Raw genomic sequence first — 15,459 nt, 5'->3', positions numbered from 1 at the left:
TAATTGTACACAACAATCAGATATTGATCATCAATAATCAATATTTCTTTATTATTTTTTAAAACTTTTTTAGTCTTTGAAGTCATAATAAAGCTGATAAATTCCTTGGGTTCTAATAAACCTTAAGGAAATACTTTCGAATTCCCACTTTCTTCCTTGCCACTCTTCTTGTTCTAATTCAGGCTGTTTAATCTCTCCTAATCCATCGTCATCTTCACCAAGAGCCTGAAATAGCTTTGGAGATAATCTTTCTATTTCAAAATAGTAGGTTATCCTTTTATTTGTTGGCGCAATCTGACTCAAGACGATCATATCGATTTTCCCATCTTCGTTTGCAACAACTAGCATCTTGTTGAAGAAATCAAATAGAAAGTGAGGAACATGGTAAGTTCTAAGAATCTCTGACTCTGTTTTTTCTTCGATATAATCGTCTAGCTTCAAATATTCGAAAGGGATTTGCAAATCAAATTCATAAGACCGAGGAACTAAATACGTATCGTAATATGTTATGAATTCTTGTGGTTTGAAAACTAATGTATCTAACTCAAACTTTTCATAAACCTTATTAGTCTTCTTATAAGCTCGCTTGTCATTGATTATGTAGAAGTTACAGGTCGATCCGAAACCTGCATGGAATGAGTCTTCAGTTGTGTTAGAAAATGTTTCTTTTCTTCCTTTCCGAGTATTGACACGATCCTCCTGATAACCGTGCATATCTAACATGATGTAGTCATTGGAAATCTCATTAAACCATTTGGGAGCGTTCTTATCCGTTTGTTGGTTGTAAGATAAATCACCAATACCTAATTTTTCATACGCTTTGTCTATGCTTTCATGCGGGTTGTTTGTGTCAAATAATTTGTCTCGATTGATTTTTAATCCCGACTGAACCATTCCCCTTAGGCCTTTGTAATCTTCGCTGTGATTCAAGTTGGTAATCATTTTTCCAAAACTCGAAAAGAACCCTTCCATTGTGGGGTTTTCTTTAAGTCCGGGGAATATTTTATTCAATTGATTTGCACTTTCAGGATTAGAAAGAGCATCCTTAAATGCCTTATCAAGGGGCATGGATTTAATCAGTTTGACAAATGTTTTTCCTAATGATGAAGTCAAAGGATCGCCTTCGAATATCTCTGCTAATTTGTCAAGACTGAAGTTTTCAAATAAATCCTTTTGATCAACCCTTTGATCAAACAATCTTTTTGGATCATCATAACCCAACCTAACCTCTTTACCATTATTTGATAAGCAACAATTATCAGTTACAGAAGTAATGAATTCTAGGTCTTCTTCTATGGTTTTGAGTTGGTCAGATTCATCCTTGTAGCTTGAAAATAAGTCGCCAATATGTGAAGTTGAGTAAAGCGTGACAATTCTGTTCGGTTGCCTAAGATATTCACTAAGATGCTTATGATGACCAGACTTCATTTGAGAGATTACATTCCAATCCAAATAGATGAAAATCATGATTTCAACTATTGAGTTACAAGTTTGAAATTGAGCTTTGGAACCGTATACAAATTCGATTTAACGATACGTCCTTTAAAACCTAGTTTCTTAAGGTCAGATTTATGGGTCCTGAATTTTTTATAATCCATTCTAGGATCAAAAACTATGTCCTCAATTAGGTCAATAGGGTCAATAGAATATTTGAACAAGTCACTTTTAACCTTCCCGTTACTATTGTACAATATTCTCACTTCGTTCTCATGCATGAATGCATATCTCTTAAATAAAAGTGTCATTGCTTGCCCCACCCCTGTAGAATCCAAGAGCCAAGATGAGATTGTTTTTGAGTTGCTGAGCAGAGCATTAAGTCTCTTTTTGCTGTAGTAGTCCACTTTGCCAATGAAACAATGAAGATCTCTAAATTCATCTGACCTCTCGTATAATGATTTCAATAACTTTCTGGGTGTAGTCCGAACTCTCACTCCATCCTTGTTTGGAGCATAAATTCTCCAAATGGCATCACTTTCATTTGTGTATGTCCAACATTGTCCATAAAAATTATTTCTAGAATCAATCGTGAATATCTCTCCTGACTCTAATTCTCCAGTTGAATTCATGATTACGTTTTCAAACGGATCATCCCATAGTTTAGGCCTTACAAGAGTCAATTGTTTTGAGTTAAAAATTTCAAAGAGCCTATCAACGGAAAAAACACGATAAATGTTTTTATCCTTTTGCTTCTCCGTCATATTCAAAAGATTTCTAACCATGTTGACAAGGAATTGCTGTGACGATTGGATATAGATCATTAATGCTCTATACTTCTTTTATATAGTTTTATTTGTTTCATATTAGGTTTATGCAATAGTATTCTATGTACCAGAGGGTGAAAGCAGAATATAGAAGGTGAAATCTTGGGAGTGTTTAAATGTACAAAATTTTAACAAGTAATTCATTACGAAAAACTGCAAGGATATTAAAAATTGTAGTAGTATAGCCATTCCACACACATTACATTACATTACACTCCCCTCCTTCCCTCCTACGCTATCCGCATGTCGCCATAGCTTTAGCTGAGGCACAAGCTTCGGCGTGCTCTTCAGTATGCCATCAAATCTGGTTTTGTTAGCCGGAAAAACTATACCTATTGATCATGAACATATTCTAATCCGATGACAGGATTGTCACCGTACTCAATGCTTATCGCTTTTTAAGCCTTAAATTTTCAAGAACGGATGATTTACCTCATTTGGTAAATTAATTTTTTTAAGCTCCTCTTTAGTTCTTTCTATCCATGAGCACTCTTCAATTACAATGTTTTTGATCTTTTCCTTTGTTTTCCAACCAGGAAATAAAATTCCACCAAATGCACGAACAAAAAAATAGTATACCCCAGACCAAATAAATCCGGAATCCTTTAATATCAAATAAAACAGAACATCCACGGTTTTGCGCGATAATGGTAATTCTCTTTTTAGCTGGTATAGCAGGTCATGTGTCATTGAAGCAAAATAGGTAATGGGCTTTTCGGTTCCATAATCTAATTTTCCATCAGGAGTACCAATCAAAAAATCAAATAGCTCGAATTTAGGCGTACAACCATCCCACGCATATCCATCATAACACGAAGTATTTAAATAGATTCTACCATTCTTATTAATTTCGAGCCAACCTCGTTCATTCTTGTATTCGATTCCCTTGATATTGGTCTGTATATACTCATCATCTTGGTGCACGAACTTGTAAACCTTTGGTTTCGATAAGGACCTTTTTCCTAAAGCCATTTGAAATATTTTGGTTGTAACTTGTTTGTATTATTGTGGCAATACGTTAATAATATTCAAAACCCTATCTAGACCTTTTACCTTCCCTTATTTCTTGACAGGTTTTGCAAAGTCTCTTACCGCCGGTTCCGCTTCTTAGATTGTCCTTTTCAATATTATTCCCTACCGTACACCTTTGGTACACATGATAAATATTACTCATGATAGAATGATAAGCCATAATTAAATTTTTTAATGATTAATGATTGGGTTGATATAACTTTTAAGTTTTATTGGTTTCTTTAGTAATAAGCTCTAAAAATTTAATTTCAGGCTTAAAGATGTACTTTCAACTTTTGTGAATTTTGAATCTGGGTCATAACCGTTTTTATAATCCAATCCGATACTAATTTTATCCTGGTTACCTGGATAATAATTTAAAGAAAGGTTTACAAGTGGTAAATCATTCTTGATTGTGCTAGCCGAAATTAAATTCCGATATATTCCATTTAATATGAATTGAACTGATTTTGGTGAAAACCAATATTCAAAGAAAACTCTAACGAATATGATGGATAAGTTCTCTATTTCACCTTCGGCAATTAAATCTGGTATCTCATTGTATTCAAATCCCAAATATGGATAGTACGTTCCTTTATAATCTCCTTCTTCATTATCAAATCTTAATTTATAACCTGGTTGTCCAGGTTTAGTGCCAAATAAAGATAATTGTCCGACATATTTAATTTCATTAGTACTTTCGAGTAGATTCCTTTTAAAGGCAAAGTTTGAAAGCAAATAAGGTCTAAGAATCCCTTGATTTCCAAGATAATATTCCACATTTAAACCTGCACTCAATTTATCTTTTTCATCATTATCATTTGAAGATCGATGATATTCTACAACAGGAAATAAGGAAAGAATACTGCCGGTATTTTCGAATAACTCCCACTCTACAATTTTAATCGCTATATCTGCGCTTATAAAATCATTATCAGATCTATGATCTTCAAATAAAGCAAAGGTGGCAGGTTTGTTCTCATTTTTTGAACCGTCAAAAGTTTTACGAATACTTACGTTTTCTTCGAACCAAGACGTTTTTTTTGATGTAGTTTGTCCCAAAACAACTACAGGGAGAAAAATTAAAAAAAATATGTGTCTCATTATCCTTTGATTTTTCCAAAAACTAATTCTCCTAAAAGTTTCACTGTTAATTTTGATTTTTTAACCTCTTTCGCTAGTAAAGTTTGCTTAGAATTGTGTTTTTTTACATATCCCCTTAGTGAAAGAGTCATAAAATTTAGGCTCGGGTTATCCATTTTTAATGGATTTTCTTTTAAAATAAATTCATCCTTTAATTTCTCCTTTGGATAACTGGCATACTCAGCTATATCAAGATGAACCTTATTTAGAATTTCTTCTTTAGTAGGCATATTTAAATCAATTTTACTCGTTAAAATTCTTTTTTATTAAATAGCAAAGCAATACCCATTAAGGGGTATTTTTCGTAAAAGGGGGAAGTAAACTGTAGGAAGTAAATTCTTTGGAGTAGTTAAATGTACAAAATTTAACAAGAAATAAATTACGGAAAAACCGTAAATTTCAGTATGTTTTCCCATTCCACACACTCACCTACGCTATCCACATGTCGCTAAAGCTTTAGCGGAGGCACAAGCTTCGGTGTGCTCCGCATTCCCCTACTCTATCGTTTCGGTTAAAGAGTGCCCGCCTGCCCCCCACGGCGGGCAGGTAACGCCAGTACACCTGTCCGCCGAAATGAAATAAAGGAGGATTGTGGTTCAATTGTAGAGGATTCCGGAAAGACTCCTTCCCTAGCATTTTATCTTTCTTGGCCCTAATGACAGATATTGCCGTTTTGCACCATAGAATTGATACGTACCTGTTAGTCTGAAAATTCAAATAACTGTAACGATCTTAAGATATAATCGTCTTCGGTTAAACGACCAAAGACGATAATCAATGAAAAAGTTACTAACTACTCTCCTTGCTACAATTTTATTCTCTTGTCAGGAGAATAAAGAACAACTGAATCTTACGGAAGGTGTATACCTATCGAATGTTACCATAATCTCAACAGAAGATGGCACGTACAGCCCTTATATAGGTTATTTAGTGGTTGAAAAAGATGAAATCGTTTATGTAGGCAAAGATGAGCCAAGTATAAGCGGAACATTTGAACAGATCGATGGAACCGGGAAATTCGTAATTCCAGGGTTGATCGATAGTCATGTTCATCTTCCAGGAGTGCAGGGAATGCTTCCCCATCATATAGAAAAATACCCTGAACTGGCCACCGGGTTTAAAAGCCAAATGCCTCGAAGCTATTTATACTACGGTTTTACCACTTTAATTGATCTTGGGGGCATGTATGAAGAAGATATCACTTCTTTTAACATGGAAGAAGCAAAACCCGATCTATATCATGTTGGACATTCAGGGGCTGCGGTTGCAAATGGCTACCCAATGAACAATATACCTATGGAATATCGATTTGAAGCCCTGCCAAATTTCATATATATGGAAAGTCAGGCAGAAAATATACCAGATAAGTATAGTCCAACAAACCACACTCCCAAAGCAGTGGTCAAGCGTATTAAAAATTCTGGTGCCATTGCTGTAAAATCGTATTACGAATCAGGTTTTGGTCACATGAAGGGGTTGCCCTTGCCAACCAAGGACATTATGGAAGATTTGCTTATGGAAGCACATTCCAACGGGCTTGTTTTGACAGTTCACGCCAATTCATTTGAAGAACACTCATTTTTAACGGATATAGGAGTTGATATCATATCCCACGGGCTTTGGAACTGGGAAGAATATAAGGATGTGCCCTCTGATTCTCTTCCAATAGAGATAAAAAACATGTTGGATTTACAAATTAAAAAGCAAATAGGCTATACCCCTACATTGACTGTTATTGAAGGAGAGGAAGCACTGGTCGATACTGAATTTCTTGATCGACCTGGCTTAAAAAGGGTGGTACCTAAAAATTTACTTGAATGGTATAAAACGGAAGAAGCACAATGGTTTGGCAAAAAAATTTTTAGCGGACTTACTGTAGAGGAGATTCATACAATGTATGACCATGTGCAAGGTCATGCAATGCTAGCTTTAAAGTACCTTTCTGATAACAATGGCCTGATCCTATTTGGCTCAGATACCCCATCTGGCCCAATTTATAGCAATCAACCTGGTCATAATGGTAATTGGGAGCTTAAATTGATGAAAGAAGCTGGAGTCCCTTTAAATAAAATACTTGCGTCCGCTACATTTAATAATGCCAAAGCTTTTCATTTAGATTCTTCTCTTGGCTCATTGGCCATCGGAAAAAAAGCAAATATAATTATGATGGCCAAAAACCCTTTAATGGATATTGAAGCATATGATGCTATAGAGAAAGTTGTTATTGGAGGCAAAGTCATAAAAAGACAAGATTTGGAGGTCAAAGAATAACTGGGTACCACATGTATATTATGGCTATTCCCGATTTTGTGAAAATAGTAGAGCGGTCACCCCATGAATTTCGGATGTTGAATTGGACTTCATAGCATTAAAAACATGCATCAAACCTAAGTACTGGCCAGAATGTATCATTTCTCTTCCTTTTGATCGTAACTTCTTGCGACCGCGACTTCCACATTTCAGCATTGTATCACTTAGTTATAAAAAACTTCAATATTAACTAGTTGTACATTTTAATTTACCTTTTACACAAGGTAATTACGCTGGAAGCTTTAAAGGCAGCCTCATCATCTCGCCGTCCGATAAAATCATCCACAGGATAATTTTATCTGCCATGAATTTTAAACATAATTTGCAGCCGCTTGCCAGCGCCAAAATAAAAGCTAAGCTTTTTGCTCCTATTAAAAATCGCGTATTCGATAAAACGCAGGTATAATGATTTCAGAAATTTGAGTCATTATTTCATCCTCACCATCATGACCAGAAATTACAATGGTTAAGTCAAGTTCGTCTATCACTATTACACGTTGTCCACCGCCTCCCCAAGCAAATGTGGTATCATAACTTTTATCATCTACTTTTACGAGTGTTTGATACCAAAAATAACCGTAACGATAGTCTTTTGGCATCCAATCTTGAGTAGGTTTCACAATGCCACTAGTGGCTTTGGCAAGATATTCTACAGAAATAAGCTGCTCGCCATTTAATTTACCCTTATTGAGAACTAAATTACCCAATTTGAGCATGTCGCGAGACATGATACTTGCACGCCACCCTGCTTCTGGCAAACCACTAATATGATTTGACCATTTATATTCTGTAATGCCGAGTTTGTCAAGCAGCTCCCTTTTAATAAAGTTCTCAGCCGTTCCTGGGACAACTGCGTCAATGACCGTCATCACCAACATTGGATTAAAATTACCATACAGATACGTCTGAGACCCTGAGGTAATAGGTCCGCTTTGCTCAAGGAGCGTCCGGACCAGCCCCTGGCCTTTTAGTTGAACCGAATCTTTCTCAATTTCTTTCCATTTATCTCTATCTATATTCAATCCTCCGTGCATGGTCAATGCCTTATGAAGTGTAATTTTTTCGGCGCCTTTGGTAGTTTTTTCAGGATCGACATCTTTTAGAAAACTGATCAAAGGTTTGTTTAGATCTTCCATGGAAAGGTAACCCATTTGAATAGCTCTGCCCAAAACCAAACTGGTATACGCTTTTACCGCTGATGCTTGTCCATGAGGTAAGTTGATACGACCTTTTTTATAATAGGATTCAAAAACCAGTTTGTTTTTGTGTGAAATGAGTAAGGCATCATAGCTTCCATGTTTGCCATCAAAAATATCTTGGGAAAGGTTGAGGATTGCGTTTTGGTCATTACTGTTCACCGCTAATGTATCAACTGATATACCGTCTTTTCTATCCTCTGGTGTTGGACTGATATATGCATTGTTAAGATGTGGAATCTCCCAGAATGAGACCTCATAGTTATGGCTTGAAACATGACTCATTAAGGATGACAACCAAGCTACACTGCGCACTGCTGTCATAGGGAATGCAGTGCCATGATTACCATCGATCACTTCTTTTAAAACGGACAAACCGTCATCTCTTCTATCATTTAATAATTTAACAAACTCCTCGATAGGTTCAACCATCTCTTCTTCCAATGAGCCATATGAAATGAAAACATTGGCATTCAGACTCGAGTTTCTATTTGACGCCTCGAAAGGTCCAAACTTCATATTAAGTTCAGATAAATGGGCAACTTCATTTTTGATCGATGGACTGCCAAGAATGTAATTGTTAAAGGTATCAGGTTGGGACAGTAGTATATAAGCACCAAATTCTCCGCCCATTGAATAACCGAAATAAGTAAGACTGTTTGGGTCAGTTCGATACATATTTTCAACATACTTAATTACGTCATTGCGGATAAAATCTAAATGTTTATTAGCTTGCCCTAATTGAAATTTTGTTTGAATTTCAGGTTTATTTGATTGTCGAAAGCTGTAATCCCGGAACCGACTAACATGCTCTCCCATTTCATTTTTCAGGTCTTTATTTATGTCTTTTTGCCAGGAAATTCCAACTAGAATTACGTCTTCCAGCATGTATTCTGTGGAGGCAGATAGTATTTCGATATGCCACATAGCATCCGTGAAATATAGTACAGGGTATTTTTTATCCTTGTTTTCCGAATACCCTTCAGGAAGTTTAACATACAGTTCATATTGCCTGTCATTTTTAGTATCCTCTATAGGGATTACTTGTATTCGAGGCAATTCTAAATAAGACTTATCTACTGTATGCGTGTTATCGTTTACTTTATTTTCTTGAGCAAAGGCAGTGTTTAGCGCTATAGCAAATGTCAATAGTATTAATTTGGTAATTTTCATGTTTTCTTCTTTGTGTTTGCAATTTATAATCCCGACCCGCCAAATGGTATCTGCGCTTCGTCTGGCCCAAAGCAATACTTTGTCCTACCAAAAAGGTCTACTCACCCATCATTCAAGTGGTAAATCATTGCCATTTTCATAATGCCCTCTATACGTTCCTCCCTATTTGGGTCTAAGTTTTTCTATAATCGTTGTGCTCACCCAATACAAATTTGATAACCCATCTTCGTCGTTAGATCTAGTAAAAAACAAATATTTGCCATCTGGCGTGATACTCGGGCACCCTTCGTTAAAATTAGAATTTACTTCATTTCCAAAGCGAATTGGTTTTGTCCATGTCCCGTCTTTTTCCTTAAAGCAGACGTAGATATCGTGGTCTTTTCTTTTTTCATTTTCTTTATTTTGGGTATATACCAGCAAATACTCTTGAGATGGGGAAATAAACCCGTGATGACCAAATTCAAGTTCAACTTCCTGTACTTCGGGAAATTCACCATTTCTGTTGGGTGCATAATACATTTTTCGCTTTGATATATTGGTATAAAAAAGATCTCCGTTTTTAGCTTGATTAATATAAAAAACCAGGTCATCATTTAGAGGTGAATCAAGTTGTATGGCATCACTCCAGGAATCCTCTAAACGGTTTACGTACCAAATTTTCTCATCCGAAAAAATAGAATCCAAAGCGGTGAAGTAAATCCTTTTGTCATTAAGACCAACGAATGGATATAATTCCTCATTTTTTTTCCCATTGGTAAAATTTGCCCTTTTAGCGGGAGTCCATTTATTGCCTTTACGTTTTGAGAAATAGATAGCTGTTTCTTCATCTTTTTTATTGACCGTAAAATATACTTCGTCCAAATCAGGAGAAAACGAAATACCCGATTCATTCCTTCCATTGATCGAAACAATTCCAGGCGCAAAAACTTCTGGAATTAAACCTGGTGGTTTTTGTCCAAAATAGGGGTTTTCCATCGTTGTTGGACCACTGTCTTTTGATTCATTTTTTTTAGTATTGCATGAATTGAAAAACATTGTAAATACAAGTACTAAAAGCAGAAGGCCAATTTTGTTTTTCATAATTCTTGGTATTTATAAATGTTGAATAAATGTATGGTATATTCAATGTCCAAGTCCATTAATAGGATAAACACAACAATTAAATGATAAAGTCATTTCGTCATTTTTAAAGCGCATATGCATAGATTTATACCAATTTGAATTCTTAGATAGTACCTTTAGTTCGTTTGATCATAAAGTTGATGCTTAAAAAGTCATTAAAGAATACCATCCTTATAAACATAGGCGCCTTTTTATTGGTGCTTATTCTTGAACTAATGAGCGGGTGGATATTCATAGATCGATATGATACGCTTTTTTCTTTTTATTTATGGGGACTTGGCTATGCCATTGTTATTATGGCTGTTATATGGATAAATCATTTTGTTCTCATTCCTTTTTTTTTAGATAAGAGACGCTATTTTTTATATGGCATCTTACTCATGGGGAGCATATTTTTAGTTTCTTATTTAAAGGGATATGGGAAGGATGGTTGGTTAGGTATTTCCAAATTCTTTTTCTTTCTTATTTATACTACCGGAACGGGTATGTCTGCATTTTTTTTAAGAAGAAATATAATGTTTCGAAGAGAAAATGACGAGAAAGAAAAATTACAAAAAGAAATGGAGCTTAATTATTTAAAAGCACAGGTAAATCCACATTTTTTATTCAATTCCTTAAATAGTATTTATTCACTTTCGCGGAAACAATCGTTAGAAACTCCTGACCTTGTTATGCAGCTCTCAGAATTAATGAGGTATCAATTGGAGAGTTCTAAAAAAGAGACCGTTTTATTAAAAGAAGAGCTTGAGTTTATAGAAAATTATTTATTGCTTGAAGAAAAAAGATTGAGTAAACGTTGTACTATTGAATTTTTAATTGACGGAGACGCGTCGGGCTTAAGGATTTCTCCGATGTTGCTCATCCCATTTGTTGAAAATGCGGTTAAACATGGTGCCCAAAGTACGAATGAACAGAGTACCATTGATATTTCTGCCACTATAAAAAACTCCACTCTTCACTTTTGTGTCGATAATTCAAAGCCCCACAAAGTTTCTTCATTGAAAAGAACAGGACTGGGCCTCGAAAATGTGGGAAGACGTTTAAATCTATTATATCCTAATTCCCACGTATTGGAAATGGATGATAAAGAAGAAAAATATCATGTAAATTTATCTATTGATTTAGCAGTTTCAAAATTAAAAAAAGCGGTCAATGATTAAAGTTGGCATAGTAGACGATGAAATACTTGCACGAAAAGTGTTAGAGGATTATTGTTCTAAAATTGACAATTTTGAATTGGTTTTTAGTACAGGAAATCCACTTGAATTCATCAATTTCACACAGCAAAATGACCTTGATCTCATCTTTCTGGACATAGAAATGCCTGAACTTAATGGCATGGAAATTTTGCGTTCCATGATAAAACCACCGAAAGTTATTTTAACTACTGCTTATTCTGAGTATGCCTTGGAAAGTTATGATTATGGTGTTGTGGATTATTTATTGAAACCCGTAAAAATTGAACGTTTTTTGAAAGCAATAAACAAGGTTTCATCATCAAAAATTAAACAGTCCAAAAAAAATAGCGGAAGTGAAGAACTTCAAATAAAACATGACGGCATGCCTGTTAATATTTCATTTAAATCAATTCTGTATATTCAGAGTTTTGGAAATTATTTGAAAATCTTTACAGATTCAAGAATGTACCTGATTTCCGAAACACTTATTAATATCACTACATTATTATCTGAAAATTTCCAACGCACACATAAATCATATATTGCCAATTTGGATAGAGTAACAAAAGCAAGCAGAACACATTTGTTAATTGAAAATAAAAAAGTACCTGTGAGTGCTATGTATAAGATTATTGTTCTTGAAAAATTAGAAGTTTAAGTAAAACAATAAAATAGTTAATTCCCATTTCACACACTCCCCTCCTTCCCTCCTATGCTGAAAATAGCCTGGAGGTCTTGTCATAGGCTCAGAAAAAGAGTGCCCGCCTTCGCCATCCGCATGTCGCTAAAGCTATAGTGGAGATTCAAGCTCCGGAGGATATGTCGTGGGCCCAAAAAATGAGTGTTCTTCACAGACGTGCACCCTCAACGTATCGGGATTATCAAAAAAACGGAAATAGTTTAATCGAGCCTAAAGGAAAGGCCAAAGGCGGCAGCCCCGGCAAACTGGTCTATGGAGGGATGGTAGTAGTAAGTGAATGCGATATCAACGCCATTATCCTTGCCCACCGCAAGTCCAATCGAAAAAGGGATATGTGCCACCAAACCACTTTTGGATATATTGGTAAAGGGGGTCAAGGTTTTAAAGGAGCCTATGGAGGTCCCGATGCCCAATTCAATATACGGGGCCACCCAGGGAATGGGAGCCAGGATACGGGTCTTTCCTCCGATCATCAACGCATTTGTGGATACGTCGGAATTGGGAAACGCAGTATTGTCGTCGCCAGAGGTCAATATCAAACCAATATAGGGCCTTAGGCCCAACCATTTTTTGGGGGCATGCACATATTCGCTCTGAACATAGAAGCCCGTGCCCGAAAAATCTACCTCCTCATCATAGGCCGAAATACCAAGACCTACAGAAATATTCACGAACTGCCCGGTCTTGGGCTGTGCCCAGAGGGTTCCGGATACGGCTATCACCAGTAAAAATGTAAAAAACGCATGCTTGTCCATCATTGGTTTCTTTTTTAATGCATGTAAATCTACCATCTTTTACGATATTGGAAGCTCACGGTTTTCTTTCCTCCCCAACCTGGGCCTAAGGAGCCCAGCCAAAGTTCGGCCAATAGCGGTACAATGTTCAACTGTCCAATGAACTGCTCGGTATGCTCCATATCCATAAATTCTTGACCCAACTTACCAGATGGTATCGAGTCATTGGCCATGCCTACCCTCCACGGCGGGCCTGCCTGCCGGCAGGCAGGTAAACCAGCAGGCAAGCTAAGCCCTGTTATCCCATAAAACTGCACATAAAATGACAGGAAAGAAAAACCTATGTAACAACTGGGCATATAGGGTAATAGGTGGGAAAATTGGAGGGAAAAAGAGGGGTTTTGTGGTAAGGGTTAAAACGGAGGACTCGGCACCCCCCTACTCTCCTCCTCCGCTATCCGCAGGTCACTAAAGCTTTGAAGAAGGATTATAGTTCATTCTAAGAAATTCCCGGAATAGCGCATTCAAGCGATATTTGTAACTGACAATTTAAAAAGTACGATCTGATATTTTAAAATGTACAATTCACATCAGCTTGTAACCTGAGTATATGATTTTCCAAATTGTTTTCTTCAAATTAACCGGGTCGTGTATTGATTTTGGTGTTTTCTAATAAACAAGGTTTCGATTCATCATTAAACGATTAACTCTTTATAAAAGCCCCAAAATGTAAAGGGTCCATCTTTTTATTCATATCAATTATGGGTCTTACGAAGATTTCGGATGTAGTATAGCAGCGCGAAATTTAAAGAGTTTGGTGTCCCATAAAACCACAATTTCTGAGACAACTAAAAAAGACCACGAATGGAACGTTTTGAGTAGAAAAATCCATTCGCCACGACTGACCCTTAAAACCCGCCCTTTTAATGATCAACTAGTTCAGAAAAACCTGTCGACCTGAACAAATTAATCGATACGGCAAAGTAAACCCGGAGCGCCCGATAAACATGGCACTTAAACGAGGTTTAATAAAACGGTGGTTTTTATGTACTTTTTAGGTAGAGTGAAAACAATCTTTATCGTAACAAGATATTTCATGAAATTCGATGTTTTGCTATCTTAGGCGTATAATGGGTATATGATCAATGATCATATACATTTGTTGGCAACAATTTGAATGAAAGAGCAACTAATCAAATCAATTTCAAAATATATTAAATTAAGCTCCGAAGAAGAAAATTTAATCGAAACGTTTTGGACCGAAAAAATACTTGAAAAAGGGGATTATCTATTGAGAAACGGGGAGACTTGCAGAACGGATAATTTTGTTCTTAAAGGAACATTGAAAGCTTTTTACATAAATCCCGAAACAGGGAAGGAAGAAATCCTATACTTTGCAATTGAAAATTGGTGGGCAACGGATATTGATAGTTTTCAAAAACAAAAGCCTTCGATTTATAACATTCAAGCCATTGAAAAAACTAAATTAATACAAATCCGTTATGACTCTTTTCAAGAAATGTTAACAAAAGTTCCAAAACTTGAACGCTTTTTTAGAATCATCCTCGAAAATTATCTTGGAAGTTTACAACGGAGAATAATCTTAAATAACATTCTTGATGCAGAACAACGATATTCGGATTTCTTAGAAAATTACCCTAAAATTTCAGAGAAAGTCCCCAACTATCTAATTGCATCTTATTTAGGAATTACTCCCGAATTTTTGAGCAGAATGCGTAAAAAAATCAAAGCGTCTTAAACTACATCAATTTTTTTCACTTTCCCAATTCAGAACTTTGTCTCATAATCAAAATTTAGGAATATGAACAAAGTATTAATCATCAACGCAAGTGTAAGAAATGAAAAATCCCATAGCCGAAAACTAACGCAACTTTTTGAGGAGAATTGGAAAAAGAAAAATCCTAACGACAATTTTACCCACCGAGAAGTTGGACTGGAGGAAATTCCACCCATAAATGAAAAATGGATTGCAAGTGCATTTATCAAACCAAGTGAAAGGACAAAAGAAAACCAGTCAGGGGTTGAGTTCAGCAATGAATTAGTTAAGGAATTCAAGGAACATAATATTTATGTTTTAGGAACGCCAATGTACAATTGGTCAATACCGAGCGGGCTAAAATCTTATATAGACCAACTTATGAGAATTAACGAAACTTGGAAATTCCGTTCAGGAGAACCTGACGGAGATTATGTTGGAATTCTTGAAAACAAAAAAATGTTCATTCTGTCAAGTCGTGGCGACACAGGTTATGGAGAAAGCGAGAAAAACGAACATATGAATTTTCAAACAACCTATTTGAAATTCGTTTTCGGAATTATGGGAATAAAAGACATTTCTATAATCTCATTGGATAATGAAGAGTTTGGTGGAGAAATATTTGAGAACTCTAAAAAGAAAATCTACCAAAGGATTGAACAGATTTAAAAACTGTTGCCAACAACGTGTATAAGCAATAGCGGTTTAAGTGCAAACTTGAACCGTTTTTCATTTTATTAAAGTATATTTCTTACCGAAAAGTAGCAGCTAAAAATCCGCTACTGCTCATACACTCACCGTTATCTTTAATGCTGTCCATTTTTAAAAGTTTCCATATAATTCAACTTATTTTC

General features: G+C 35.8%; 14 protein-coding genes. 5 read left to right on the top strand and 9 right to left on the bottom strand.

The window, feature by feature from the left end; genetic code table 11:
- Positions 1–69 precede the first annotated feature (69 nt).
- From ACRD67_RS08840 to ACRD67_RS08820, 5 genes are all read right to left on the bottom strand, one after another.
- Positions 70–1,467, bottom strand: a complete 1,398-nt coding sequence (locus ACRD67_RS08840; RefSeq protein ID WP_430966769.1) for a hypothetical protein — start codon at positions 1,465–1,467, stop codon at positions 70–72.
- A gap of 8 nt (positions 1,468–1,475) precedes the next feature.
- Positions 1,476–2,198, bottom strand: a complete 723-nt coding sequence (locus tag ACRD67_RS08835; RefSeq protein WP_430966768.1) for a DUF2971 domain-containing protein — start codon at positions 2,196–2,198, stop codon at positions 1,476–1,478.
- A gap of 468 nt (positions 2,199–2,666) precedes the next feature.
- On the bottom strand, positions 2,667–3,233 hold the full coding sequence (locus ACRD67_RS08830) for a hypothetical protein (RefSeq protein WP_430966767.1): 567 nt from the start codon (positions 3,231–3,233) through the stop codon (positions 2,667–2,669).
- A gap of 294 nt (positions 3,234–3,527) precedes the next feature.
- The gene (locus ACRD67_RS08825) at positions 3,528–4,376 is read right to left on the bottom strand and encodes a hypothetical protein (protein ID WP_430966766.1); all 849 of its coding nucleotides are present in this window, start codon (positions 4,374–4,376) and stop codon (positions 3,528–3,530) included.
- Positions 4,376–4,645 (bottom strand): hypothetical protein, encoded by a 270-nt coding sequence (locus ACRD67_RS08820; protein WP_430966765.1) that lies wholly within the window; start codon positions 4,643–4,645, stop codon positions 4,376–4,378. Before ACRD67_RS08820 ends, ACRD67_RS08825 begins: the two co-directional genes overlap by 1 nt.
- A gap of 547 nt (positions 4,646–5,192) precedes the next feature.
- Between ACRD67_RS08820 and ACRD67_RS08815 the strand changes: the two genes are divergently transcribed.
- Positions 5,193–6,686, top strand: a complete 1,494-nt coding sequence (locus ACRD67_RS08815) for an amidohydrolase family protein (RefSeq protein WP_430966764.1) — start codon at positions 5,193–5,195, stop codon at positions 6,684–6,686.
- Between the two features lie 410 nt (positions 6,687–7,096).
- Here the strand turns inward: ACRD67_RS08815 and ACRD67_RS08810 are convergent, their stop codons facing one another.
- Together ACRD67_RS08810 and ACRD67_RS08805 are read right to left on the bottom strand one after the other, a co-directional pair.
- A complete protein-coding gene (locus ACRD67_RS08810; protein ID WP_430966763.1) occupies positions 7,097–9,094 on the bottom strand; it encodes a serine hydrolase in 1,998 nt (665 codons plus the stop codon).
- Between the two features lie 162 nt (positions 9,095–9,256).
- Positions 9,257–10,174: a hypothetical protein gene (locus ACRD67_RS08805; RefSeq protein ID WP_430966762.1), complete on the bottom strand. Its 918-nt coding sequence runs from the start codon at positions 10,172–10,174 to the stop codon at positions 9,257–9,259.
- A gap of 182 nt (positions 10,175–10,356) precedes the next feature.
- Here ACRD67_RS08805 and ACRD67_RS08800 point away from each other — a divergent pair, with 182 nt between their 5' ends.
- Both ACRD67_RS08800 and ACRD67_RS08795 read left to right on the top strand, forming a co-directional pair.
- Positions 10,357–11,376 carry a sensor histidine kinase gene (locus tag ACRD67_RS08800; protein ID WP_430966761.1) on the top strand — a complete coding sequence of 340 codons (1,020 nt, stop codon included), beginning with the start codon at positions 10,357–10,359 and terminating at the stop codon, positions 11,374–11,376.
- Positions 11,369–12,052 carry a LytR/AlgR family response regulator transcription factor gene (locus ACRD67_RS08795; protein WP_430966760.1) on the top strand — a complete coding sequence of 228 codons (684 nt, stop codon included), beginning with the start codon at positions 11,369–11,371 and terminating at the stop codon, positions 12,050–12,052. The genes ACRD67_RS08800 and ACRD67_RS08795 overlap by 8 nt, the downstream gene beginning before the upstream one ends.
- Before the next feature lie 242 nt (positions 12,053–12,294).
- Here ACRD67_RS08795 and ACRD67_RS08790 read toward each other — a convergent pair whose 3' ends face one another.
- Entirely contained in the window at positions 12,295–12,852 is a 558-nt protein-coding gene (locus ACRD67_RS08790) for a hypothetical protein (protein WP_430966759.1), read from the bottom strand.
- Between the two features lie 26 nt (positions 12,853–12,878).
- Positions 12,879–13,010: a hypothetical protein gene (locus ACRD67_RS08785; RefSeq protein ID WP_430966758.1), complete on the bottom strand. Its 132-nt coding sequence runs from the start codon at positions 13,008–13,010 to the stop codon at positions 12,879–12,881.
- 995 nt (positions 13,011–14,005) lie between these two features.
- Between ACRD67_RS08785 and ACRD67_RS08780 the strand changes: the two genes are divergently transcribed.
- Entirely contained in the window at positions 14,006–14,587 is a 582-nt protein-coding gene (locus ACRD67_RS08780; RefSeq protein WP_430966757.1) for a Crp/Fnr family transcriptional regulator, read from the top strand.
- 63 nt (positions 14,588–14,650) lie between these two features.
- Positions 14,651–15,274 (top strand): FMN-dependent NADH-azoreductase, encoded by a 624-nt coding sequence (locus ACRD67_RS08775; protein ID WP_430966756.1) that lies wholly within the window; start codon positions 14,651–14,653, stop codon positions 15,272–15,274.
- The last annotated feature ends 185 nt before the right edge of the window (positions 15,275–15,459 follow it).

This window comes from Eudoraea algarum (assembly GCF_050589645.1).
GTDB lineage: Bacteria > Bacteroidota > Bacteroidia > Flavobacteriales > Flavobacteriaceae > JBNGOQ01.
This window is presented reverse-complemented; position numbering and strand designations above follow the sequence as displayed.